The sequence below is a fragment of the Micromonospora sp. NPDC023814 genome (genome assembly GCF_040639595.1).
Classification (GTDB): domain Bacteria; phylum Actinomycetota; class Actinomycetes; order Mycobacteriales; family Micromonosporaceae; genus Micromonospora.
The window spans coordinates 53,415-76,689 of record NZ_JBFAAF010000009.1 but is presented as its reverse complement, the minus strand read 5'-3'; the positions used below and the strand labels follow the sequence as shown (position 1 = coordinate 76,689).

Genomic DNA, 23,275 nt, shown 5'->3' with positions numbered 1-23,275 from the left:
TCTGGGCCCGACAAATGAGCGGTAGCCGTTGATCAGCGGGCGGATCGTACCTTTACGGAGGGGTTCATGGGGGGCAGGGTCCCACGTGCGGCGCGTACCTGGCCAGTGGTGGTCGGCGTGGCGCTCGGTGTGTCGCTGGCGCTGCCGGCCGCGCCGGCCGCCGCGCACAACTCGCTGACCGGCAGCGATCCGCGCAACGGCGCCCGGGTGGCCGAGGCGCCGACCCGGATCGAACTCCGGTTCCTGGCGAAGCCCGACCCGGGCACGACGAAGATCACAGTCACCGGGCCGGACAACGTGGCCGCGTCGGGCGGCCCGCCGACCTTCTCCGGCTCCCGGGTCAGCATCCCGTTCACGCCCGGCAAGGCGGGGCTGTACGTCGTCGGCTACCGGTTGGCGTCCAGCGACGGGCACCCGGTCTCCGGTGAGGTGCGGTTCACCCTCACCACCGGCACCCCCGCCGAACCGCCCCCGTCGACCGGTCCGACCGCGCCGGCGTCGGCCGTACCGTCGCCGACCGGCTCCGCGGCGCCGAGCTCGGCCGCGCCCGTCCCGACGGGCGGCGGCGCGACGGCGGCTGCGGTGCCGACGGCCGGGCGGAGCGAGGGCGCGGCGGGGCGGGGCTGGCTGTGGGCGCTCGGCGGCGCCGTGGCGCTGGCCGCCCTCGCGGCGGGCCTGCTGCTCCGCCGCCGCTCCGCCCGCCGCTGACCGTCACCGCCGGCCCGACAGGCCAGCGCCCGGGCCGGTCGGCCGGCCCGGGCGCTGACGGTACGTCTGCCGTGGTCAGACGAGGCGGACCCGGGCGGCCCGCAGCCGGCTCAGGGTGTGCTCGCGGCCGAGCACCTCCAGCGACTCGAACAGCGGCAGCCCGACCGTGCGGCCGGTGACCGCGACGCGCACCGGCGCCTGGGCCTTGCCGAGCTTGAGGCCGCGCTCGGCGCCGACCGCCTCCAGCGTCGACTTCAGCGTCTCCGCGTCCCAGGACTCCAGCCCCTCGAAGGCCCCCGTGACGGCGTCCAGCAGCTCCGCCGAGCCCTCCTTCATCGCCTTGGCCCAGGCGGCCTCGTCGACCAGCGGCGCGGCGAGGAAGAGGAAGTCGACGTTCGGCACGATCTCGCTGAGCACCGCGATCCGGGTCTGCGCCAGCGGGGCCACGGCCGCGAAGGCGTCCGCGTCGAACTCCTCCGGCTGCCACGGCGGCGGGGGGATCGTGCCGGTGCCGGTCAGCCACGGCCGGCAGGCCTCGACGAACTCCTCGACCGGCAGGGCCCGGATGTACTCGCCGTTGAACGCGCGCAGCTTCTTCTCGTCGAAGAACGCCGGCGAGGGGTTGACCTCCGCCAGCCGGAACTCCTCCTCGATCACCGACCACGGGACGATCTCCCGGTCGCCGGAGGGCGCCCAGCCGAGCAGCATCAGGTAGTTGCGCATCGCCGCGGCGAGGTAGCCCTCGTCCCGGTACGCCTCCAGGGCCACCTTGTCCCGCCGCTTGGAGAGCTTCTGCCGCTTCTCGTTGACCACCACCGGCACGTGCGCCCAGACCGGCGGCTTGACGCCGAGGGCGTCCCAGAGCAGCTGCTGCTTCGGCGTGTTGGGCAGGTGCTCCTCGGCCCGGATCACGTGGGTGATCCCCATGGTCATGTCGTCGACCACGTTGGCCAGCAGGAACACCGGCGAGCCGTCGCCCCGGGCGATGACGAAGTCCTCGATCAGCTTGTTCTCGAACGTCGGCTCGCCGCGGATCAGGTCGACCACCACGGTCGCGCCCTCGTCGGGCGTGCGGAAGCGCAGGGCGCGGCCCTCGCCGGGCGGCAGGCCGCGGTCGCGGCAGAAGCCGTCGTAGCCCTGGTACTGCGAGCCGGTGCGGGCCTGCACGGCCTCCCGGGTGCAGTCGCAGTAGTACGCCCGGCCGGACTCGTGCAGCCGCGCGGCGGCGGCCCGGTGCTCGCCGGCGTACTGGGACTGGAAGTAGGGGCCCTCGTAGCTGCCGCGCTCGATGCCGATCCAGTCCAGTGCCGAGAGGATGCCCTCGGTCCACTCCGGCTTGTTGCGCGCCGCGTCGGTGTCCTCGATGCGGAGCACGAACACCCCGCCCTGCTGCTTGGCGTAGATCCAGTTCTGCAGCGCGGAGCGGGCGCCGCCGACGTGGAACATACCGGTCGGGGAAGGGGCGAAGCGTACACGTACCGTCACGCCCCCCAGCCTACGGCGGCCCGCTAGCGGATTCGGCCAGGGGTGCGGCTCAGGGCACCGAGCGGATCTTCAGCACCAGGACGCTGCCCAGCACGGTGACCGCGGCGGTGACCGCGTAGAGCGCGGGGTAGCCGCCGAGGTGCATCACGAGCGGGGCGGAGACGGCCGGCCCGAGCACCTGCGGGGCGGAGTTGGCGATGTTGATGACGCCGAGGTCCTTGGCCCGGTCCGTCGCGGCCGGCAGCACCTGGGTGATCAGCGCGGCGTCGACCGACAGGTAGACCCCGTAGCCGGCGCCCAGCAGCAGCGCGGCGGCTACGACGACGGGCCAGACCGGCGCGACGGCGAGCAGCAGCGCGGCGACGGCCATGATCCCGCCGGCGGTGATCACGAAGACCTTCCGCCGGCCGGTCCGGTCCGACAGCCGGCCGGCCACCACGGCGGTGCCCGCAAGGCCGGCGGTGTAGAGCAGGATCAGCACCAGCAGGCCGCCCTCGGGGTCGGCGTGGCGCACCTCGTCGGTGAGGAAGTAGAGCAGGTAGAGCGTGCCGAGCGCGTTGCCGAGCTGGACCAGGAACCGGGTGATCCAGGCCCAGCCGAAGTCGGGGTGGCGGCGGGGCGAGACCCACATCGCGGCGAGCAGGGCGCGCGGTCGCAGCGCCGGGCGGTGCGCCCGGGGCAGCGGGTCGTCGGCGGTGAGCAGCGCGAACGGCAGGGACAGCAGCAGCACCGCCGCCGCCACCGCCAGGTAGCCGGCGGCGGTGCCGGTGACCAGGGCGGTGACCAGCACCACCCCGAGCACCAGCCCCAGCGCCTGGGGGATGCCGACCCAGCCGGAGACAGCGCCCCGCTGGGCGACGGGCACCCGGTCCGGCACGGCGGCGGTCAGGCTGGCCAGCATCGCGTTGAAGCAGACCTGGGCGGCGACCCAGCCGAGCGTGACCCCGGCGACGGTGCGTTGCTGGGCCAGCAGCACCAGGGCTGCCGCGCCGAGCACCGCGCCGCCCGCGGTCCAGACGTGCCGGCGGCCGAACTCCCGCCCGGCCAGCCGCAGGCAGGTCCGGTCCGACAGCGCCCCGGCGAGGGGGTTGGCGAGCACCGCGGCGAGCGCGCCGAACCCGGTGACCACGGCGAGCACGGCCTCCTTGTCGGCCGGCGCGATCCGTTCCACCTGCTGCGGCAGCAGCACCTGGATCGGCGTGAAGAACGCCATCCAGACCCCGAGGTTCGCGGCGAAGACCAGCGCGACCCAGCTCCGCTGGACCGGCACGGTCGGTTCGGCGAGCGCCGCCGGCAGCGACCCGGGCGTCGGGTCGACGGTGGTCACGGCCGGCTGATCAGGTCGCGGAACCAGGCGTACGAGGACTTGGGCGTACGGGCCTGCGTCTCGAAGTCGACGTGCACCAGGCCGAAGCGCTTGGTGAAGCCCTGCGCCCACTCCCAGTTGTCCAGCAGCGACCAGACGAAGTAGCCGGTCACGTCCACGCCGTCGTCCATCGCGGCGCGCACGGCGCGCAGGTGCCCGTCGAGGTACGCGATCCGCTCCGGGTCGTGCACCCGGCCGTCGGCGTCGGGCACGTCGTCGTACGCGCAGCCGCTCTCGGTGACCTGGATCGGCGGCAGGTCGTCGCCGTACGTGCGGTGCAGCCAGCCGAGCAGCTCACGCAGCCCGTCGGGGGCGACCGGCCAGTCGAACGCGGTGCGCGCATACCCGTCCAGCGGCACCAGCTCGAACGGCAGCGGCGAGCCCTCGTCCGGGGCACGTACGCCGGTCGGGTTGTAGTAGTTGACCCCGAGCACGTCGATCGGGGCGGCGACGACGGCCAGGTCGCCGTCGCGCACCACGGTCTCGTCGAAGCCGAGCTCGACAGGGTAGCCCCGGCCGAGCAGCGGGTCGGTGAAGAGCCGGTTGTGCAGCGCCTCGTACGCCGCGCCCGCCGCCCGGTCGGCGTCGCTGTCGCCGGCCGGCCGCACGGGCGAGTAGTTGTTGGCGATGGCGACCGGGCTCGTGGTGCGCGCCCGCAGCGCCGCGACGGCGAGGCCGTGCCCGAGGAGTTGGTGGTGGGCGACCGGGAACGCGTCGAAGAGCAGCGTCCGCCCGGGGGCGTGCTCGCCCGTGCCGTGGCCGAGGCTCATGTGGATGAACGGCTCGTTGAGGGTGATCCAGAGCTTCACCCGGTCGCCGAGGCGGGCGGCGGTGGCGTCGGCGTACTCGGCGAACCGGTGGGCGGTGTCCCGGGCGAGCCAGCCGCCGGCGTCCTCCAGGGGCTGGGGCAGGTCCCAGTGGAAGAGGGTGGCGACCGGGTCGATGTCGTGGGCCAGCAGGTCGTCGACCAGCCGGTCGTAGAAGTCCAGCCCGGCGGCGTTGACCGGACCGTCGCCGGTGGGCCGCACCCGGGGCCAGGCGACGGAGAAGCGGTACGCCGAGACGCCCAGCCCGGCCAGCAGCGCGACGTCCTCCGTGTGCCGGTGGTAGTGGTCGCAGGCCACGTCGCCGGTGCTGCCGTCGGCGATGCGGCCGGGGTCGTGGGCGAAGGTGTCCCAGATGGACGGGCCGCGCCCGTCCTCGCCGACGCCGCCCTCGATCTGGTAGGCCGAGGTGGACACTCCCCAGCGGAATCCGGCGGGGAACTCGGGCATCGCTGCGGTCGACATGCGCCCTCCCGTCGTACGTGAATCGTGCTCGCGACTCTAGGGGCCGGCCGGGCGTTGCGCCATAGGCCGTACGAAGCCGCAGCGCAATGGATTTCGGCGTGTCTTTTTCCGAACCCGTCCAGGTACGTCCGAATTTGCGCATAGAGTGCCGATATCGTGGGATGTCCTCACTGGAGGAAAGACGGAAATGATCCTCGTGGAACGCAGTGCGCACGTGATGGCGCCAGTGGAAGCGGTCTGGAACGTCGTGCAGCGGGCCGAGCAGTTGCCGGCCTGGCTGGCGGGGGTCCGTGCGGCCGAGGTGCTCTCGGGAGAGGGCTTCGGGCGGCGACAACTGGTCCAGGCCGGCCGTGGCGCGGCGCATGAGGCCGAGGTGATCGCCTACCAGGAGCCGACCCTGATCGGCTGGCGCGAACGCGCCAAGGGCGCCGGTGCCCGGGCGGAGGCGCGCACCGAGATCTACGTCCAGCTCACCGCCGACGACGAGGAGGAGGGCGGGACGATCGTGCGGCTCATCGTCGTCCGGTGGCCCGCCGGTCCGGTCAAGGCCGCCCTGCTCCGCCTCGGCCTGCGCAGGGTCGGCGCCGACCTGGAGGACTCGCTCGCCCGGCTGACCGACCTGGCCGCCGTCGGCTGACCGGGCCGGTCCTGGCGTCGCCCGCGCGACGGTGGTGGCCCGGTGTCCCCGCCAGGGACTCCGGGCCACCACCGTTCGTCCCCAGGCACGACGATGGGCCCGGCACGGATGCGCCGGGCCCATCGTCGCGTACGACCTAGCTGTCGCCGCCGGTCTCGCCGACCGGGGCGGCGTTGACGTCCTCGATGGCGTACTTCTTGGCCGCCTCGGCGGGGACGTTCGCCGGCACCACGCCGCGTAGGGCGAGCTGCCGCAGCGTCGCCACCGCCACGGACTCGGCGTCGACGTGGAAGTGCCGGCGCAGGGCGTGCCGGGTGTCGGACATGCCGAACCCGTCCGTGCCGAGCGAGGTGTAGTCCCCGGGCACCCAGCGGGCGATCAGGTCCGGCACCGCGCGCATCCAGTCGCTGACCGCGACCTTCGGCCCGTCGGCGTCGGCCAGCTTCCGCGCCACGTACGGCACCCGCTGCTCCGCGCCCGGGTTGAGCAGGTTGTGCTCCTCGCACTCCACCGCGTCGCGGCGCAGCTCCGTCCAGGAGGTCACCGACCAGACGTCGGCGGCCACGCCCCAGTCCTGGGCGAGCAGCTGCTGCGCCTTGAGCGCCCACTGCATGCCCGTGCCGGAGGCCAGGATGTTCGCCTTCGGGCCGTCGACCTGGGGCGCCGGAGCGTAGCGGTAGATGCCCTTGAGAATCCCCTCGACGTCCACGCCCGCCGGCTCGGCCGGCTGCAGGATCGGCTCGTTGTAGACCGTCAGGTAGTAGAAGACGTTCTCCTGGGCGTCGCCGTACATCCGGTGCAGGCCGTTCTCGAGGATGTGCGCGATCTCGAAGGCGAACGCCGGGTCGTACGCGACCACCGCCGGGTTGGTGGCGGCGATCAGGTGCGAGTGGCCGTCCTCGTGCTGGAGCCCCTCACCGTTGAGCGTGGTGCGGCCGGCGGTGGCGCCGAGAAGGAAGCCCCGGGCCATCTGGTCGGCGGCGGCCCACAGCCCGTCGGCGGTGCGCTGGAACCCGAACATCGAGTAGAAGATGTACATCGGGATCATCGGCTCGTCGTGCGTCGCGTACGACGAACCCGCCGCGGTGAACGAGGCGACCGAGCCGGCCTCGTTGATGCCCTCGTGCAGGATCTGCCCGCCGATGGCCTCCTTGTACGACAGGAACAGCTCCCGGTCGACGGAGGTGTAGCGCTGGCCGTGCGGCGAGTAGATCTTCTGCGTGGGGAAGAGCGAGTCCATGCCGAAGGTGCGGGCCTCGTCCGGGATGATCGGCACCCAGCGCTTGCCGAACTCCTTGTCCTTCATCACGTCCTTGAGCAGGCGGACGAAGGCCATCGTGGTGGCCACCTTCTGCTTGCCCGAGCCGCGCTTGACGTCGGCGAAGCGCTCCGGGCCCGGGATGGCCAGCCGCTTGCTGCCCGGCCGCCGCGACGGCAGGTAGCCGCCGAGCTGCTGGCGCCGCTCCTTGAGGTAGGCGATCTCGTCGGACTTCTCGCCCGGGTTGTAGTACGGCGGGAGGTAGGGGTTGTCCTCCAGCACCTTGTCCGGGATGTCCAGGTAGAGCCGGTCGCGGAAGGTCTTCAGGTCCTCCAGCGTCAGCTTCTTCATCTGGTGCGTGGCGTTGCGGGCCTCGAAGTGCGAGCCCAGCGTCCAGCCCTTGATCGTCTTGGCCAGGATCACGGTCGGCTGGCCGGTGTGCTCCATCGCCGCCTTGTAGGCCGCGTAGAGCTTGCGGTAGTCGTGCCCGCCCCGCTTGAGGTTCCAGATCTCGTCGTCGCTGAGGTCCTCGACCATCTTGCGGGTCCGCTGGTCGCGGCCGAAGAAGTGCTCTCGGACGTACGCCCCGGACTCCGCCTTGTAGGTCTGGTAGTCGCCGTCGGGCGTGGTGTTCATCAGGTTGACCAGCGCGCCGTCGGTGTCCGCCGCCAGCAGCGGGTCCCACTCGCGGCCCCAGACCACCTTGATGACGTTCCAGCCGGCGCCCCGGAAGAACGCCTCCAGCTCCTGCATGACCTTGCCGTTGCCCCGCACCGGCCCGTCGAGCCGCTGGAGGTTGCAGTTGATCACGAAGGTGAGGTTGTCCAGCTCCTCGCGGGCGGCCACGCCGATCGCGCCGAGCGTCTCCGGCTCGTCCATCTCGCCGTCGCCCAGGTACGCCCATACGTGCTGGTCCGAGGTGTCCTTGATGCCCCGGTGGTGCAGGTAGCGGTTGAACCGCGCCTGGTAGATCGCGTTCAGCCCGCCCAGGCCCATGGAGACCGTGGGGAACTCCCAGAAGTCCGGCATCAGCCGCGGGTGCGGGTACGACGGCAGGCCGCCACCCGGGTGGGACAGCTCCTGGCGGAAGCCGTCGAGCTGGTGCTCGGTCAGCCGCCCCTCGAGGAACGCCCGCGCGTACATGCCGGGGGAGGCGTGGCCCTGGTAGAAGATGTGGTCGCCGCCGCCCGGGTGGTTCTTGCCCCGGAAGAAGTGGTTGAAGCCCACCTCGTAGAGGGAGGCGGAGCTGGCGAAGGTGGAGATGTGTCCGCCGACGCCGATCTCGGGGCGCTGCGCCCGGTGCACGAGCATGGCCGCGTTCCACCGGACGTACGCCCGGATCCGCCGCTCCACGTGCTCGTCACCCGGGAACCACGGCTCGCGCTCCGGCGGGATGGTGTTGATGTAGTCGGTGGTGGTCAGCGACGGCACCCCGACCTGGCGCTCGCGGGCCCGCTCCAGCAGGCGCAGCATGACATAGCGGGCGCGCTTGGTTCCGCGCTCGTCGATGACACCATCGAGCGACTCGACCCATTCGCTGGTCTCTTCAGGGTCGATGTCCGGAAGCTGGCTCGGCAGACCAGCGGTGATCACCGGGCGCTTGCGTTCCGTAGCCACAGGCGTTCCCTCGGTTCTGTGTGGGATAGGTCTCTAGCGTCATCCTGCCCCCTGGTGGCACCCGCCGTCACGCCCACCGCCCCGAGACGCGACGCTGAACACAGGTACCCGCCAGTAACTTTCTGCGACCGCCGATCCACCAGTCGATCCGCCCGTCCATGTCCGGTCCGGTGGCGGGGACTCCGGCGGCGGTTGGTCACCCACTCGGGCAGAATGCGTCGTATGCGCAGTGAGTTGATCACGGTCCAGACCGGGTCCCGGCCGGCCGTCCGGGACATCACGGCGGAGGCCGAGCGGTTCGTCGCCGGTCAGGGCGATGGCCTGCTGCACGTCTTCGTGCCGCACGCCACGGCGGGGCTGGCGCTCATCGAGACCGGCTCGGGCTCCGACGACGACCTGCTCACCGCGCTCGACGACCTGCTGCCCACGGACGACCGCTGGCGGCACCGGCACGGCTCGCCCGGCCACGGGCGCGACCACGTGCTGCCGGCGTTCGTCCCCCCGTACGCGACGCTGCCCGTGGTCGACGGGCGGTTGGCGCTGGGCACCTGGCAGTCGCTCTGCCTGGTCGACCCCAACGGCGACAATCCCACCCGGACCGTCCGGTTCTCCTTCCTCCCCGGCTGACCGCCCCGCCCCGCATCGGGGCAGGGACGGTGCCGGGTGGGCCTTCCGCGTCGCCGGTCAGGCGGCGGTGGCGAGCTGGGTGACGCGGACGCGGGTGACCAGCGCGTCGAGCAGGCCGCGCAGCAGCGCCTCGGTGGTCTCGTCCTTGACGGTGCCGTCGAGGGCCAGCTTCTCGTGCGCGTTCGTCACGATGATCTCCGGCTTGCTCAGCACGGCCGAGTCGGTCCAGAGGAAGAGCTGCCGGAGCTGGAGCTGGGCTCGTACGGTGCCCATGCCGGTCGGCGCCGCGCCCATGATGGCCACCGGCTTGTGCGCCAGGGGCGACACCCACGAGGTGATCGGGAAGCTCGGCCGGGACGCCCAGTCGAGCGCGTTCTTGAGCACGCCCGGCACGCCGTAGTTGTACTCGGGGGTGGCGATGAGCAGCGCGTCCGCCGCCGCGATCCGCTCCCGCAGGTCCGCCACGGGCGCGGGCGGCTCGGGCTCGACGTCCTCGCTGAAGGGCGGGATGGCGCCGAGGTGCTCGTACCGCTCGATGGTCATGCCCTCGGGGGCGAGGCGCTGCGCGGCCCGGATCAGCGCCGTGTTGAACGACGCGTCGCGCAGGCTGCCGGAGATGGCGAGGACCGAGAGGTCGGACATGCGGGAACTCCTCCGTCGGGTGCCCATCGCGATTTGCGTGAGCTGCTCGATAGTAGAGCTGCTCAACTATTGAACCGCAAGTAGGATGTGAGGCGTGGCGCAGCACACCGACCTCTCCACCCGACCCGCTCCGGGCGACCGCCCCGAGCTGGCCGGCGACGTGGTGCGCCGGATCATGCACCTCGCCTCCGCGCTGCGGCACCACCAGGACGTGGAGGTCAACGCGCTGGGGCTCACCCCCGCCGCCGCCCGGGCGCTGCACGAGCTCGACCCCGACCGGCCGCTGCCGGCCCGGGACCTCGCCACGGTCCTCGGCTGCGACCGCTCCAACGTGACCGCCCTGGTCGACAAGCTGGAGCAGGCCGGGCTGGTGGAGCGGCGGATCGACCCGGCGGACCGGCGGCAGAAGACCCTGGTGGTGACCGACGAGGGTCGGCGGGTGCGGGCCCGGGTGCGGCAGGTCATGTCGGACTCCCGACTGCTCGCCGGGCTCACCGTCGACGAGCTGGCGAGCCTGCGCGAGCTGGTGTGGAAGGTCTCCGACGGCGGCTGCCCCGAGTCGTGCGGCGACGCCTGAACCGCCCCGCGTCGTTCGTGTCCGGGTGGGCGAGTCGGGCGCTCGTCGGTAATGCTGTCCGACGTGACCACCCCGCAAGATCTCGACGACCGGTTCCGGGAGGCGCTGGCCGCGCTGGCCGCCCCGCACCAGCCGCGTGACCCGGCACGGCCGGTCACCGACGACACGACGCTCACCGGCGCCCGGGTCCTGGACCTCTTCGACGCCCAGGTGACCAGCCGCCAGCTCGACCTGGCGGGGCGCTGGCTGCGCAGCTTCGGCGAGGGGTTCTACACGATCGGCTCCGCCGGCCACGAGGGGAACGCCGCGGTCGCCGCCGCCCTGCGCGCCACCGATCCGGCGCTGCTGCACTACCGCTCGGGCGCCTTCTACTGCGTCCGCGCCGGTCAGGCCGCCGACGCCGCCCGACCCGACCCGGCCGACGACCCGGCCGACCGGCCCGACCAGCCCACCGACGCCGACCCGGCACCCCCGGACGACGACGCCAGCCGCGCGGACGGGCCCGGCCCAAAGGAGCCGGCCGACGCGCCGCCGACCGCCGGGGCCGCCGCGGACCGGCCGCTCCCCCCTGGGTACGCCGAGGCGGCCCGCGACGTGCTGCGGGGGATGGTCGCCTCCAGCCGGGAACCGATCGCCGGCGGGCGGCACAAGGTCTTCGGCCGGGCCGACCTGGCCGTCGTCCCGACCACCTCCACCATCGCCTCGCACCTGCCCCGCGCCGTCGGGATGGGGCTGGCCGTGGAACGCCTGCGCCGGCTGGACACGGCCGGCCGGCGCGCCGGGGAGGGGGTGCGGGTCGGCAGCGGCGGGGGAGCGGCGCACGCCCCCTGGCCGCCCGACGCCATCGTGGTCTGCTCGTTCGGCGACGCCTCGGTCAACCACGCCAGCGCCACCGCCGCGTTCAACACCGCCGGCTGGTACGACCACACCGGCCTGCGCATCCCGGTGCTCTTCGTCTGCGAGGACAACGGCCTCGGCATCAGCGTCCGCTCCCCGAAGGGGTGGGTGGAGACCGCGCTGCGGTCCAGGCCGGGCATCCGCTACTTCGCGGCCGACGGCGGCGACCTGGTGCGGGCGTACGAGGTGGCGGCCGAGGCGGCGGCCTGGGTCCGCCGGCACCGGCGCCCGGCCGTGCTGCACCTGTCGACGGTACGGCTGATGGGGCACGCCGGCGCGGACGCCGAGACCGCGTACCGCGGCGCCGACGAGATCGCCGCCGACCTCGACCGGGACCCGCTGGTCGGCACCGCGCGGCTGCTGGTCGAGGCGGGCTTCGCGTCCGGCGACGAGCTGCTGGCCCGCTACGACGAGATCGGCTGGCAGGTGCGCCGGATCGCCGAGGAGGTGCTGGACGAGCCGAAGCTCGCCGCGCCGGCCGAGGTGGTGGCGCCGCTGGCCCCCCGCCGGCCGGTGCGGGTCGCCCGCGCGGTGGCGGACGCGGCGGCCCGGGCCGGCGGCCCCGGCGCCGGCGCGCGGGCGGAGGCGTTCGGCGGCAAGCCACCCGAGCTGACCGGCCCGCTGACCCTGGCGCAGAGCATCAACGCCGCGCTCGCCGACGGGATGCTCGACCACCCGCAGATGGCCGTGTTCGGCGAGGACGTCGGGGCCAAGGGCGGCGTGTACGGGGTGACCAAGGGGCTGCGGGACCGGTTCGGCGCGGCCCGGGTATTCGACACCCTGCTCGACGAGACCTCGATCCTCGGGCTGGGGCTCGGTGCCGGGCTGGCCGGGATGCTGCCCGTGCCGGAGATCCAGTACCTGGCGTACCTGCACAATGCCGAGGACCAGGTGCGCGGCGAGGCGGCGACCATGCAGTTCTTCTCGCAGGGGGCGTTCCGCAACCCGATGGTGGTGCGGGTGGCCGGGCTGGCGTACCAGGAGGGCTTCGGCGGGCACTTCCACAACGACAACTCGGTGGCCGTACTCCGGGACGTGCCGGGCCTGGTGATCGCGGTGCCGGCGCGGCCGGACGACGCCGCGCCCATGTTGCGCACCTGCCTGGCCAGCGCGGCGGTGGACGGCAGCGTCTGCGTCTTCCTGGAGCCGATCGCGCTCTACCACACCCGCGACCTCTACGCCGACGGCGACGGCGAGTGGCTGGCCCCCTATGCCGAGCCGGGCGCGTGGACCGGCGGGCACGTGCCGATCGGGCGGGCCCGGGTCTACGGGGTCGGCTCCGCCGAGGACGTCACGATCATCACGTTCGGTAACGGGGTGCGGATGTCGCTGCGTGCGGCGGCGACCCTTGCCGACGAGGGGATCGGCGTCCGGGTGGTGGATCTGCGCTGGCTCGCCCCGCTGCCGGTGGCGGACATCATCCGGGAGGCCGCCGCGACCGGCCGTGTGCTGGTGGTGGACGAGACGCGCCGGTCCGGCGGGGTGGGCGAGGGGGTGATCGCCGCCCTGGTCGACGCCGGATATGTCGGGGCGGCGCGGCGAGTGGCCGGAGTTGACTCGTTTGTACCATTAGGTCCGGCGGCGCGTCAGGTCCTGGTCTCCGAGGAAGCAATTACCCAGGGTGCCCGTACGCTCCTGGCACGGTAAATTCCGTTCCACCCGGTGCGCCACTTGCGCGGGGAGCCACAACTGTGTGGACTTGCCTGACGGCGTCGCACGACGCCGCCAGCAGGGATGAGATGAGGAGGCACGCGACAGTGAGCGCGACCGCTGGTCAGGCCGCCGACGGGGTACGCAGCCTGGCGGACCGGTTCGGGATCGAGCCGGGGATGGTCGTCATGGAGATGGGGTACGACGACGACGTCGACCAGGATCTCCGGGACGCCCTGACCGACCGCTGTGGAGAGCTGGTCGACGAGGACACCGACGAGGTGGTCGACGCGGTGCTGGTCTGGTACCGCGACGGCGACGGTGATCTCTTCGAACTCCTCGTCGACGCCCTCGGCCCGCTGGCCGACAACGGTGTCGTGTGGCTGCTCACGCCCAAGGCCGGGCGCGAGGGGCACGTCGAGCCGAGCGAGATCGCCGAGTCCGCGCCCACCGCCGGCCTCCAGCAGACCTCGACCGTCAACGCCGGCCGGGACTGGAGCGGCGCCCGCCTCGTCCTGCGGCGCGGGGCCAAGGGCAAGAAGTAGGCGCCGCTGTGGCACCCGGCGGCGCCCATCGCCGGGTGTGGCAGGCTGGTGCCCATCCGACCCCATCCTGAGGAGCTCGCATGCCGATCGAGGTTGGCGCCGAGGCGCCGGACTTCGTGCTCAAGGACCAGAACAACCAGGAGGTCCGGCTCTCGGACTTCCGCGGCAAGCGCACCGTGCTGCTGGTCTTCTACCCGCTCGCCTTCACCGGCATCTGCCAGGGTGAGCTGTGCGAGGTGCGGGACAACCTCAACGAGTACGTCAACGACGACGTCCAGGTGCTCACCGTCAGCGTCGACTCGGTCTACGCCCACAAGATCTGGGCCGACCGGGAGGGCTACCAGTTCCCGCTGCTGGCCGACTTCTGGCCACACGGCGCGGTGGCCCAGGCGTACGGCGTCTTCAACGACGTCGCCGGCATCGCCAACCGGGGCACCTTCGTCATCGACAAGGCGGGCGTGGTGCGCTTCGCCGAGATGAACATGCCGGGCGAGGCCCGCGACCAGCATGGCTGGCGCAAGGCCCTGGCGGAGGCCGTCGCGGCCTGACCAACCGGGCACACCGTACGACCGGGCGGGCGGGTGGCAGGGTAAGCTTGCCAGCCTCCGGCCCGCCGTACGGGCGTTCCGGGCGCGTAGCTCAGTGGGAGAGCACTCGCCTTACAAGCGAGGGGTCGCAGGTTCGAAACCTGCCGCGCCCACCCATCACCACCAGCACAAACGCCGCTGTGAATATCACAGATCCCGCCGATGACAGCAACGGTGACAGCAACCGGGCTCATGAGAGTCGCTCGTCGAGCTTGCCGAGCGCCTGCCGCATGACGTCAAGGTTGGCGTGCGAGTAGATCTTCAGCGTGATCTTCACGTCGGCATGCCGGGCGATGGCCTGGACGACGTGCGGCGGGACGCCCAGCTCCATCAGCAGGGACACGACGGTGTGTCGCAGGTCGTGCAGCCGGACGTCTGGGCAACCGGCCTTCTCTCGGAGGGCGGCAAAGTGACGGTTGAGGTTGCGAGGCTCTATCGGAGTACCCACCTCGCTTGGGAAGACAAGGCCGTGATCCTGCCAGACCGCGGCGACCCGGTCGCGTTCCCGGCGCTGGCGCTCCTGGTGGTCGAGCAGCGCCAGCCAAGTCCAGTCGGGCAGGGGAAGGACGCTGTCCGAGTCCTCGGTCTTGGTGTCTTGCAGCCGTAGCTTCCCGCCGGCCCGCTGCACGGTCTGACCGATAGCAGCGGTGCCAGTGTCGAGGTCGAGGTCTGACCAGCGCAGCCCGAGGAGTTCACCGCGCCGCAGTCCGAGAGTCGCGGCCACGACGTAAAGCGCGTGGAGCCGGTGTCCCTCAGCAGCGGCGAGGAGCTTGCGCACCTGGTCGACGGACAGGCCCTTGCCGACCTTGTACCGAGGCGAGGGGACGCGGACCAGCTTGGCAACGTTGCGGGACACCAATTCCTCCCGCATTGCGTGTTGGAGCGCGTTGCGGAGCACAGCGTGTACGAACTGGATCTGTCGGGCACTTGGGTATCGCTGGCAGCACCGGCCGACGCCTGACGCGGGCAACCGACGGCGGTCGTCGACCGGAAGACCGGCCGGACTGCCCATGTGATCCGTCAGCTGATGTGCGACGCGGTTCCGTCAGGTGATGTGCGACGGGTGGTCTAGGAAACTGAGGTAGCGATCCGCGGTCGCTGGCCTTTGATGCTACGGACTGGCTGGTTGGTGGTGCGTCGGACGACTTTGGTGTCTCCGTCGGTGAGGTCGATGGCCAGGGTCGTGTCGGAGACGGTCACCGTGACGGTCTGGTGTCGGTGGGCTCGGCTGAGGGCGACTTTCTGGCCGGTGACCATGATGATGCCGCTGTTGGAGGCTCGCCGTTGCACGCGGACGGGTTCGACCGAGGGTCGTGGTGGTGGCCCGGCTGGTCGGGCTCCGTGTAGGCGTTTCACCTGCTCGGGGCGTAGCGGGTTGGTGCGGGTGCGCAACAGTTCGCGGGTGTCGAGGTCGTAGAACATCAGGGTGGTGGGTTTGATGCGGATGCCGACCCGGCGGCCGGCGAGGATCTCGGCGGCCAGGACGATGTGTTGGCCCAGTGAGACTCCGCCGCCTCGGTTGACGCAGCGTTCGACCTCGATGGCGTCGCCGTCCTCGATCGGGGGCAGGGGTGACGGGCCGGCCGGCGTGGCGCCCTGCCGGGCGAGGGCGGCCAGGTCGTTGACGCTCAGGTGGGACCGGACGGTTTTGATCCGGATGCCGGCGATGAGGACGTGGATCAGGTCGCAGTCGGCCCAGATCCGGGCCACCATTCCGGCTCGGTGGGTGCCCATCCAGAACTGGCGTTGACACACCATCAGGTTGCCCGACGGCGGCACGACCCGATCGAACTCCACCGGCCCACCAGTCCATGCTGGCGGTGACTCGGCCGGTTGAGCTGGTCCGGTGTCGGTGACGGTATGCCCGGCCAGGGCGGGGACGGGGTCCAGGGTGGGTGGCAGCCACAAGTCGACCAGTGCCCGCTGCTGCGCGGGAACCGGCTGGAACCGGTCAGCCGGGGTGACCGGCGTCTTCGCATCGAGGGCCTGGTGGGGTCGGTCGGTGTTGTAGTGCAGCACGTAAGCGTCCACCCGGCTTGGGCTTCCCGGAGGCTGGTGAACGGGCCGGCGGTGTCGAGGAAGTCGGGGCGGACGGTGCCGTGGAACCGTTCCACCTTGCCGTTCTGGTTCGGTGACGCGGGTGCGGTCAGCCGGTGCGTGATGCCGTTGTGGCGGCAGATCTTGTCGAACAGCACCTCACCGGTGCGGGGCCGGTACTTACCGAACCGATCGGTGAACTGCTTGCCGTTGTCGGTGATGATCTCCTCCGGGACCCCGAAGCGGGCCAGGGCCTCCGCCAGCGCCAGACACACCGCCCGGCCGGTGGCCCTCTCCACCACCTTGGCGATCACGCAGTACCGGGAGTGGTCGTCAACGGCGGTGACCAGCTTCGCCTCCCGCAGCACACCAGTGGCCGGGTTGACCAGCTGCACTCCGCCGACGATGTCCATCTGCCACAACTGCATCGGCGCGGGCCGTTCCCACCGCTTATACGAGTCCTTCGGCCGTTTCCGGGGCCGCGCCCGCAGCAGACCCTGCCGCTGCAGAATCCGGTCGATCGTCCGTTCCGACGGCACCACCAGGTCCTCGACCACCCACGGGCCGGGCTTGCGCAGCATCTCCAACCGGATCCGCCGGGAGCCCCACCGGGGATGCTCCCGACGCATCTCCGCCACCGCGACCTCAACCGCCTCCGCCACCTGACCGGGACACGAGTGCGGCCGATGCGACCGGTCAGCCAACCCCGCCAACTGCTCAGTCAGATACCGGCCCACCCACCGATGCACCGTTGACCGATGCACCCCACATTTGGCGGCCACCTCCACCACATCCGACCCGGCCAGCACCGCACGAACCGCGTCCAACCGTTGCTCGACAACCGACAAGACAACCAGTGCCAATCCCGGCCTCCCCGAGTCCCGACGTCCCGCGGAGACGTCGGGCCCAGAGTGCCGAAACCGACCACTGTCGCAGATCACCTGGCGGACGCGTGTCGCACATCAGTCGACGGAGGACAGGTCGGCTGCCGGCGGTCTGGGAGGACTTTCTGTGCATCTATCAAGGCGGCCCTGAGCGGGCCGCACGCGCCGCCGCCTGGGCGCGCGCCGGCCGCTGCCGCTGTCGCTCTGCGGCCGTCACGCCTGACGCCCGGCGGCTGGCGCGGAGAGCGGGAAGCCCGGTGGGCCGCCGCAGACGGGGTAACGGGGAGAGTGGTGGAGGTTTCTCCGCCGGCAGCCGGCCGCGCCGCGCCCGAGCAGCGCGGCGCAGGAAAGGGCGCGCCGGGTCCGCGCGGCAAGCCCCAAGCATGGGGGCGGTATCCGCGCGAAGGCGCGGTAGTCGTCCAGGAGCCGGCTCCGCAGCCGCCCAGGGTCAGGTCAACTGCTCACCTGGGAGGGGGAGGGGTGGCCGCCGGTGGCCAGCTCCGACCCCGGGAGCCGGGTCCGTGCCGGGCGAGGTTGGGTCAACTGCGCCACTGTGGCGGTGTCCGCCGGGGGCGCGGTCCGTGACACGAGAGCCGACTCAGTTTGTTCCGGCAGCGTCCGTACGTGCGTCAAGGTCCGCTTGACGCGGCGGGCCGGGTGGCCTGCTCCCCGGAAGGGCAGTCGGCGGCAGACAGTGAGCCGTTCCGCGCAAGGGAGACAGTGCGGTAGGTGACAGTCCGACTTGTCCGGAGTGCATGCACGGACGCGTCAGGGACGCTGCTGCGACGAAACGACGCAGGACCTCGATATGGAGTGCTTCTACCACGGTCCGTAGAGCAGGATTTTCCCAAAATTAACAAACTGATTGATTTAAGTCCGGCTATGTGTCTGGTTGGCGACACCGGATGGCCATGGATTGTTGATGGCGCAACCGATGGTGGAACTTCCACGGGCGGCGTTTAGTGGTGCCATCGTTGCAGAACGCTCCGATCGTCGAGTTTGGACAGCGGCAGCACCGCCACCGAACGGCGGGGGTGGGCTGCACGTGGTCAACACGCTCGAAGCCCCCACCCAACTTGCCGCAGATCGCCTGTGGATCCCACTTCAAGATCAACTAACAGGATCAACTAGGTCCGGGAACCTGAGTAGTTACCCCGCGTCGCCAGGGGACTCCGGCGGGACACGGGAGGAGCGTCGCCCCATGCCCAACCCCACCCCAACCCTCAGTCGCCCCGTCTTCGAACCGAGAGGTCGAGCTGGGTGGTGCCGTCCTGGCCAAGGGTTCGCTCCTGCTGCTGTTGTTCGGGTCGGCGAACCGCGACGAAGCGGTGTTTCCCGACCCGGACGCGGTCGACTTGGGCGGACCGAATGTTCACGACCGCCTCGCGTTCGGCGCAGGCCTGCACGCATGCCCAGGAGCCCCCCCTTTTTTTGCCCGCGCCGAGATCACAGTCGCGTTGCGGACGCTGCTTGACCAGGCTGCCCGGCCTGCGTCTCGCCGACGACTACACGCCGACCTATATCGCGAACCACGTCTTCCGCGGGCTGGAATCCCTGCACGTATCGACGCATGAAGGATTGATCCAGAGCTGTTGCCACAAGGGAGTAGTTGCATCTCATCGGAGGTCCCCATGTCCGTCCCGAACGATCGGCTGGTCGACCCTCAGGTCGTCCCATCCGTCACAAAATCCTGGCGACCACGTCACCGCGTTTTGGCGTTCGTCGTCGCCCTCATGGTTGGTGCTTTTTCGGCAATTACTGTCGCGTCTCCCGCGCAGGCTTGGTTCATCACCGCGAACATGGTGCGCAACTTGCAGACGGGATGGTGCCTGGACAGCAACTGGGCCGGTGATGTCTATACGCTCCCATGCAGCCTGCCCATGGGGACCAACCCACACCAGGTGTGGGAGGTCCACGGGGTCATGAGCGGCTTATCAGACCCTGTCGTCCAGCTCAAAAATAAGGCGACCGGCCGGTGCCTCGACACCATTTATGGCGATAACCCGAGGACGGTTACCTTAGACGGCCATTACTGCCCAACCGGCGTCACTAACACACTTCCCCCGGCTTATGTTTGGCGTACATTTTTCTTCGCGACAGGTAGCAAGTGGAATTCTGTACAGTTCAAAAGCTACATGTCTACCAGTTACTGCCTTGACAGCAATTACGGGGACGTGTACTCCTTCCACTGCAACGGAGGAAACTGGCAAAACTGGAAGCTAGGCTATTAACTCATCGTCGGCGGCTCGCTCATTGGGGCTCGGCGGCTTTGATCGGGCGTGCTGTTCAGGTTCCCCGCGCGTGTCGGAGCGTTGACATCGCTGTAGTTAACTCTTCTTCTCATTAAATTTGGGTGTGAGCGAGCCGCTATCCTTTGTGGATCTGCGGCTCGCTTCGCTGAGCCATTCCGCGTAGGGGTTTAATCACCGGATCGTCGTCGAGGTCGAGGCACGCAACCCTGAGCCCCTGCTGGAAGTACGCGCCGTCCTCGGTCTTGAAGTCGACAACGTGTCGCCGCCAACTGCACCACTGGGTGCCGTCCCCCGGACGCCACACTGCGGCGAGCCGCCCGTTATCGGTCGTCAGAGTGCCGAGGCGCTGCCCTTGGGCGAAGTAGGTCCGATCCCGGGCAGCGAAGTCGTCGCCCGACATGCCCCAGTGGACCCATTGTGTGCCGTCGCCGGGGCGCCATACGGCGGCGAACTTTCCGTCCTTGATCAGGAGGGTGGTGATGCGGAGTCCTTGTGGGAAGTAGGTGGAGTCCTTGGCTTTGACGTCGTCCTCCGACATGCCCCAGTGCACCCACTGCGTGCCGTCGCCCGGGCGCCATACAGTTGCGAAGGCATCGGTCATGGTGTCCCTCCTGTCAGGCGGCGGGTGAGGCGGTCGGCTCTATCACGCCCATTCCTCGCGTCTCGAGGCGTCTTGGAGCCTGGTGGCGGCGGTGAGGCTGGGTCGAGCACCGTCCCCGGGCCCCATCATGACGAAACCTTCTTCGCCTCTTCCAGTGCCTTCTCGTACTCCTTCTTGGCTACCGTCAGTCTCGCCTGAAGTTCGAGCATGGCGTCTCGACGCTCCTCGGCGGTTTCACCCGGATTTACCTGACCCAGCAAAGCCTTGACCGACGGCGTGTTCATGGCTGGGGTGTAAGGGTTCTCGGGATTCAGGAGATGCTCGACATGGTTGAGCGCCATCGAGATGGTCTGGACCCTTTCGAGAGCTTGCAGCAGCCTGTTCTGCGCCTCCTGCTCGGCAGGGCTGAGATTTACCTCGTCCGAATCTGAGTCCATGAGCGCCCATCCTTACCGTGAGGACTGTTCGCAGGCCGAGCGGTTGCGGCTATCGTCCGAGTTTAAGAACTTTTCGTCGGATCCACGTGACAACGGCCGGTTGTCCGACGCGGCGACGTGAATCTGCGGCGGCCAGGGCGAGCGGAGTTCATGGACGAGCTGCGAGGGGGCCACAGGTGCGGAACCTGCCGCGCCCACACCGACCAGCACGCGCAGCGGGCCGCCGGATCACCGGCGGCCCGCTGCGTCACAGGTCGTCGTATCGCTGAGCAGGCTGGCGGTCAGCTCGCGCAGACGGCGTACGCGCGCACCTTCCAGTTGCTGCTGAAGCCGTCCTCGTCCTCCGCGGCGCTGACGGTCACGGTGGTCGAGGTCGTGGGCAGCATCTGGGTCAGGCGCACCTGGCCGTCGCCGCCGAGGATCTCGCCGCCCACTCCGTGCACCCGGGTGCCGGGCGGGCAGGTGGCCACGGCCGACCGGGTGGCGGCGGAGTTGTAGAGGCTGTCGTTGATGACGCGCTGCTCACCGGGCAGCGGGTCGGCGCAGATCGCGGTGGCCTCCAGCCACCACGTGCCGGCGAAGCCGGTGCCGTCCTCGGCACCCGCCACCACGACGCTGTTCTGCTGGATGCGCAGATCCTCCAGGACGACCTCGCTGTTCGACGCCCCGACGACCGCGCCACCGACCCCGATGGCGTGCTTGCCAGGCGGGCAGGACTTCTCGAACCAGTTCGATGTGCCGAAGCTGCTGGGCGCCGAACTGCCGGACACGGTCACCAGGCCCGCGGGCGCGGGGGCGCACACCGCGCTCGCCGTGACCGCCCAGTCGCCGCCGACCCCGTTCTCGTCCTCACGGCCGGTCACCGAGTAGGTGTTGCCGTCGACCAGCGGCCGCATGATGTCCATGCCGACCTGCCCGAGGCCCGTGCCGGTGATCGCGCCGCCACCACCGATGACCTTGGTGCCGGACGGACACGTCGCGGGCTGCGACTTCGCGAAGGTGTTGCTGGGGCCGGTCGTCGTCTTGATGCTCAGGCCGGGCACCGCCGCCCCCGGCCCGGTGAGGACCACCTGGCCGAGCACGAGCGCGCTCAGCGCCGCCCCACCCACGGCGGCCGTCCGACGCGACCACCGGGTGCGGTTCGATCCCTCTCGCATGGTGTCTTTCCTTCCTGGGTTGTTCGTAGCGATGACACCGGTAGGAGCGCGGTGGGGTCGGGATGCCAACAGAAACTCCCGAAGAAAAAATTCGGCGGCTTTACTGGACGCGTCGAGGAGCAGCGAGGGACACGGATGGACACGGCGGCACAGGACGACACCGCACTGGTCGAGGCGATGCGCCGCGGCGAGCGGGCCGGGCTGGAGGGCATGTACCGGCGGTACGCCGACCGGCTGTACACGTACGCCCGGACCATGCTGCGCGAGCCGGAGGCCGCCGCGGACGCCGTGCACGACGCCTTCCTCACCGCAAGCCAGCGCATCGGCCAGCTCCGGGAGCCCGACCGGCTGCGCCCCTGGTTGTACGCGATCGTGCGCAACGAATGCCTCCGGCAGCTCCGGGAGCGGGCCCGCTCCCTGCCGCTGGAGGAGGCCGACGAGCCGGTGGCCGACGCCGTCGACCCGGCCACGGGCGTCAACGCCGAGCAGGTACGCGACCTGGTGCACAGTGCCGCTGCCGCGCTGAACCCGGGCGACCGCGAGGTGGTCCACCTGGCCATCCGCCACGACCTGTCGTCCGCCGACATCGGCGCGGCCCTCGGGGTGCCCGCGAACCACGCGCACGCCCGCCTGTCGCGCGCCCGTTCGCAGCTCGAACGGGCGCTGGGGGCGCTGCTGGTGGCCCGTACCGGGGCCCGGGACTGCCCCACCCTCGCCGGCCTGATCGACGGCTGGCAGGGGCGGCTCACGCCGACCCTGCGTAAGCGGGTCTCGCGGCACATCGAGAGCTGCGCGGTGTGCGGGCTGCTCCGACGGGAACAGCTCAGCCCGTCCGCGCTGCTGTCGGCGTACACGGCGCCGGCCTTCCTGGTCGTCGCGGACACGGTGTGGCCGAGGCTGGCCGAGGTCTGTGCGACCGATGTCCTGGCCGAGACGGCGGATGCTCCGGCGAGTCCGGTCACGGCCGACCCGGCGGCCGACCCGACGCGTGCGGCGGACCAGCCCTCCGCGGCGGAGATTGCCGGGCCGGCGGACGGACCGGTCGACGGGCCCGCGTCGGCGGCCGGCGGGACGGTGACCCCGGGCGGCGAGGCGGTGACCCCGGGCGGCGAGGCGGTGGCCCCGGGCGGCGAGGCGGTGCCGCGCGGTGCGGTGGTGCCGGGCGGTGCGGTGGTGCCGGGCGGTGCGGTGGTGCCGGGCGGTGCGACGCACCGTGCGATGGCGCCACGATCCGGCCGGTCTCGTACCACTCGGCCCGTCGCCGGTGCGGACCACGCGGTGCGGACGACCCCGCCGGGCCGCGACCGGCGCCGTCAGCGGATGGCCGCGACCGCGGCTCTGCTGATCCTTCTCGCCGTCCTCGGCACCTGGGCACTGACAACCGGTCGCCCGACCGCCGGCCGGGACGGCTCCGGCCGACCGGTGTCCGAGGCGCTCGCATCACCGGCCGGTGGTCCGGCGGAGCCTGCCGTCGCGCCGCAGCCGTCCGGCACGGCCACGCCAGCCGGCACCCGAGCCGACACGCCGGTGCCGGCCGGCGCCGCCGCCTCGACGCCCGGGACCGTGGCCGGGCCGGCGGGCGGTGACGGGGCCGCCCGGACCGATGCGCCCGCCGCGCCCGGTGTGGTGCCGGGTGGCACCGCACCGGCCACCTCCAGACCACCGACCGCGCCCCGGCCGACCGGCACACCGCAGGTCGCCGCGCCGTTCACGGTCTCCGCCACCGCGCGGGTGCGCTGTGGCGCGGATACGTACAGCCTCGTGGTGCAGGCCACCGGCAGCGCCACGCTCAGCGGTGCCGAGGTTCGCTGGACACCCACCGGGGGCAGGACGTCGGTCCGGGCCATGACGGCGGACGGCTCGTCGGCGCGGGCGACCGTCGGGCGGCTGCGGGCGCCGACGCTGACCTGGTCGGTACGGGCGACCACGGTGGACGGCCGCACGGCGCAGAGCGCGACCTACACGGTCACCGACCCGTGCGTGCGACCGGGATAGCCGGGACGGCGGCTGCGCGGGGCAGCC

20 protein-coding genes, 1 tRNA gene and 1 pseudogene are annotated in these 23,275 nt (G+C 71.3%); 11 read left to right on the top strand and 11 right to left on the bottom strand.

The features are described from left to right. Positions 1-66 precede the first annotated feature (66 nt). Positions 67-708, top strand: a complete 642-nt coding sequence (locus tag AB0G14_RS07120) for a copper resistance protein CopC (RefSeq protein ID WP_357694597.1) — start codon at positions 67-69, stop codon at positions 706-708. Positions 709-783: 75 nt separating this feature from the next. On the opposite strand, the gene gltX is transcribed toward AB0G14_RS07120, so the two are convergent. From gltX to AB0G14_RS07105, 3 genes are read right to left on the bottom strand one after another with little or no spacing between them, the layout of a single operon-like run. Next, entirely contained in the window at positions 784-2,193 is a 1,410-nt protein-coding gene (gene gltX / locus AB0G14_RS07115; RefSeq protein ID WP_357694595.1) for a glutamate--tRNA ligase, read from the bottom strand. A 49-nt stretch (positions 2,194-2,242) separates the two neighbouring features. After that, a complete protein-coding gene (locus AB0G14_RS07110) occupies positions 2,243-3,520 on the bottom strand; it encodes an MFS transporter (protein ID WP_357694593.1) in 1,278 nt (425 codons plus the stop codon). Continuing rightward, the gene (locus AB0G14_RS07105) at positions 3,517-4,848 is read right to left on the bottom strand and encodes a GH1 family beta-glucosidase (RefSeq protein ID WP_357694591.1); all 1,332 of its coding nucleotides are present in this window, start codon (positions 4,846-4,848) and stop codon (positions 3,517-3,519) included. The genes AB0G14_RS07110 and AB0G14_RS07105 overlap by 4 nt, the downstream gene beginning before the upstream one ends. Positions 4,849-5,035: 187 nt before the next feature. On the opposite strand from AB0G14_RS07105, the gene AB0G14_RS07100 reads away from it, so the two are divergent. Further along, positions 5,036-5,485, top strand: a complete 450-nt coding sequence (locus AB0G14_RS07100) for an SRPBCC family protein (RefSeq protein WP_350707749.1) — start codon at positions 5,036-5,038, stop codon at positions 5,483-5,485. A 136-nt stretch (positions 5,486-5,621) separates the two neighbouring features. Here the strand turns inward: AB0G14_RS07100 and aceE are convergent, their stop codons facing one another. Continuing rightward, entirely contained in the window at positions 5,622-8,360 is a 2,739-nt protein-coding gene (gene aceE / locus AB0G14_RS07095) for a pyruvate dehydrogenase (acetyl-transferring), homodimeric type (RefSeq protein WP_357694589.1), read from the bottom strand. Positions 8,361-8,582: 222 nt separating this feature from the next. On the opposite strand from aceE, the gene AB0G14_RS07090 reads away from it, so the two are divergent. After that, positions 8,583-8,987: a YjbQ family protein gene (locus AB0G14_RS07090; RefSeq protein WP_357694587.1), complete on the top strand. Its 405-nt coding sequence runs from the start codon at positions 8,583-8,585 to the stop codon at positions 8,985-8,987. A 57-nt stretch (positions 8,988-9,044) separates the two neighbouring features. Here the strand turns inward: AB0G14_RS07090 and AB0G14_RS07085 are convergent, their stop codons facing one another. Further along, entirely contained in the window at positions 9,045-9,629 is a 585-nt protein-coding gene (locus AB0G14_RS07085) for an NADPH-dependent FMN reductase (protein ID WP_357694585.1), read from the bottom strand. Positions 9,630-9,804: 175 nt separating this feature from the next. On the opposite strand from AB0G14_RS07085, the gene AB0G14_RS07080 reads away from it, so the two are divergent. The 5 genes from AB0G14_RS07080 to AB0G14_RS07060 all read left to right on the top strand — a co-directional run bounded on the left by AB0G14_RS07080 (position 9,805) and on the right by AB0G14_RS07060 (position 13,998). Further along, positions 9,805-10,206, top strand: a complete 402-nt coding sequence (locus AB0G14_RS07080) for a MarR family transcriptional regulator (RefSeq protein ID WP_357694706.1) — start codon at positions 9,805-9,807, stop codon at positions 10,204-10,206. A 51-nt stretch (positions 10,207-10,257) separates the two neighbouring features. After that, positions 10,258-12,750: a transketolase C-terminal domain-containing protein gene (locus AB0G14_RS07075; protein ID WP_357694583.1), complete on the top strand. Its 2,493-nt coding sequence runs from the start codon at positions 10,258-10,260 to the stop codon at positions 12,748-12,750. A 110-nt stretch (positions 12,751-12,860) separates the two neighbouring features. Then, a complete protein-coding gene (locus AB0G14_RS07070) occupies positions 12,861-13,298 on the top strand; it encodes a DUF3052 domain-containing protein (protein WP_357450928.1) in 438 nt (145 codons plus the stop codon). A gap of 80 nt (positions 13,299-13,378) precedes the next feature. After that, complete coding sequence (locus AB0G14_RS07065; RefSeq protein ID WP_357694581.1) at positions 13,379-13,846, top strand: peroxiredoxin; 468 nt, start codon at positions 13,379-13,381, stop codon at positions 13,844-13,846. Positions 13,847-13,926: 80 nt separating this feature from the next. Then, a tRNA-Val gene (locus AB0G14_RS07060) sits at positions 13,927-13,998 on the top strand. Between the two features lie 77 nt (positions 13,999-14,075). Here the strand turns inward: AB0G14_RS07060 and AB0G14_RS07055 are convergent. From AB0G14_RS07055 to AB0G14_RS07045, 3 genes are all read right to left on the bottom strand, one after another. After that, on the bottom strand, positions 14,076-14,741 hold the full coding sequence (locus AB0G14_RS07055) for a site-specific integrase (protein ID WP_357694579.1): 666 nt from the start codon (positions 14,739-14,741) through the stop codon (positions 14,076-14,078). A gap of 212 nt (positions 14,742-14,953) precedes the next feature. Then, positions 14,954-15,682, bottom strand: coding sequence for a hypothetical protein (locus tag AB0G14_RS07050; protein WP_357694577.1), 729 nt, complete (start codon positions 15,680-15,682; stop codon positions 14,954-14,956). Beyond that, on the bottom strand, positions 15,643-16,863 hold the full coding sequence (locus AB0G14_RS07045) for an IS481 family transposase (RefSeq protein ID WP_357694575.1): 1,221 nt from the start codon (positions 16,861-16,863) through the stop codon (positions 15,643-15,645). The genes AB0G14_RS07050 and AB0G14_RS07045 overlap by 40 nt, the downstream gene beginning before the upstream one ends. A gap of 1,193 nt (positions 16,864-18,056) precedes the next feature. On the opposite strand from AB0G14_RS07045, the pseudogene AB0G14_RS07040 reads away from it, so the two are divergent. Both AB0G14_RS07040 and AB0G14_RS07035 read left to right on the top strand, forming a co-directional pair. Further along, positions 18,057-18,380: pseudogene (locus AB0G14_RS07040) on the top strand (cytochrome P450); the annotation flags it as partial. Positions 18,381-18,437: 57 nt separating this feature from the next. Beyond that, positions 18,438-19,037, top strand: a complete 600-nt coding sequence (locus tag AB0G14_RS07035; protein WP_357694573.1) for a hypothetical protein — start codon at positions 18,438-18,440, stop codon at positions 19,035-19,037. 136 nt (positions 19,038-19,173) lie between these two features. On the opposite strand, the gene AB0G14_RS07030 is transcribed toward AB0G14_RS07035, so the two are convergent. The 3 genes from AB0G14_RS07030 to AB0G14_RS07020 all read right to left on the bottom strand — a co-directional run bounded on the left by AB0G14_RS07030 (position 19,174) and on the right by AB0G14_RS07020 (position 21,253). Further along, positions 19,174-19,659 carry a hypothetical protein gene (locus AB0G14_RS07030; protein WP_357694571.1) on the bottom strand — a complete coding sequence of 162 codons (486 nt, stop codon included), beginning with the start codon at positions 19,657-19,659 and terminating at the stop codon, positions 19,174-19,176. A gap of 125 nt (positions 19,660-19,784) precedes the next feature. Beyond that, positions 19,785-20,096, bottom strand: coding sequence for a hypothetical protein (locus AB0G14_RS07025; protein ID WP_357694569.1), 312 nt, complete (start codon positions 20,094-20,096; stop codon positions 19,785-19,787). Between the two features lie 281 nt (positions 20,097-20,377). Continuing rightward, entirely contained in the window at positions 20,378-21,253 is an 876-nt protein-coding gene (locus tag AB0G14_RS07020) for a hypothetical protein (protein WP_357694567.1), read from the bottom strand. A gap of 135 nt (positions 21,254-21,388) precedes the next feature. On the opposite strand from AB0G14_RS07020, the gene AB0G14_RS07015 reads away from it, so the two are divergent. Then, positions 21,389-23,248, top strand: a complete 1,860-nt coding sequence (locus AB0G14_RS07015; protein ID WP_357694565.1) for a sigma-70 family RNA polymerase sigma factor — start codon at positions 21,389-21,391, stop codon at positions 23,246-23,248. Positions 23,249-23,275 lie beyond the last annotated feature (27 nt).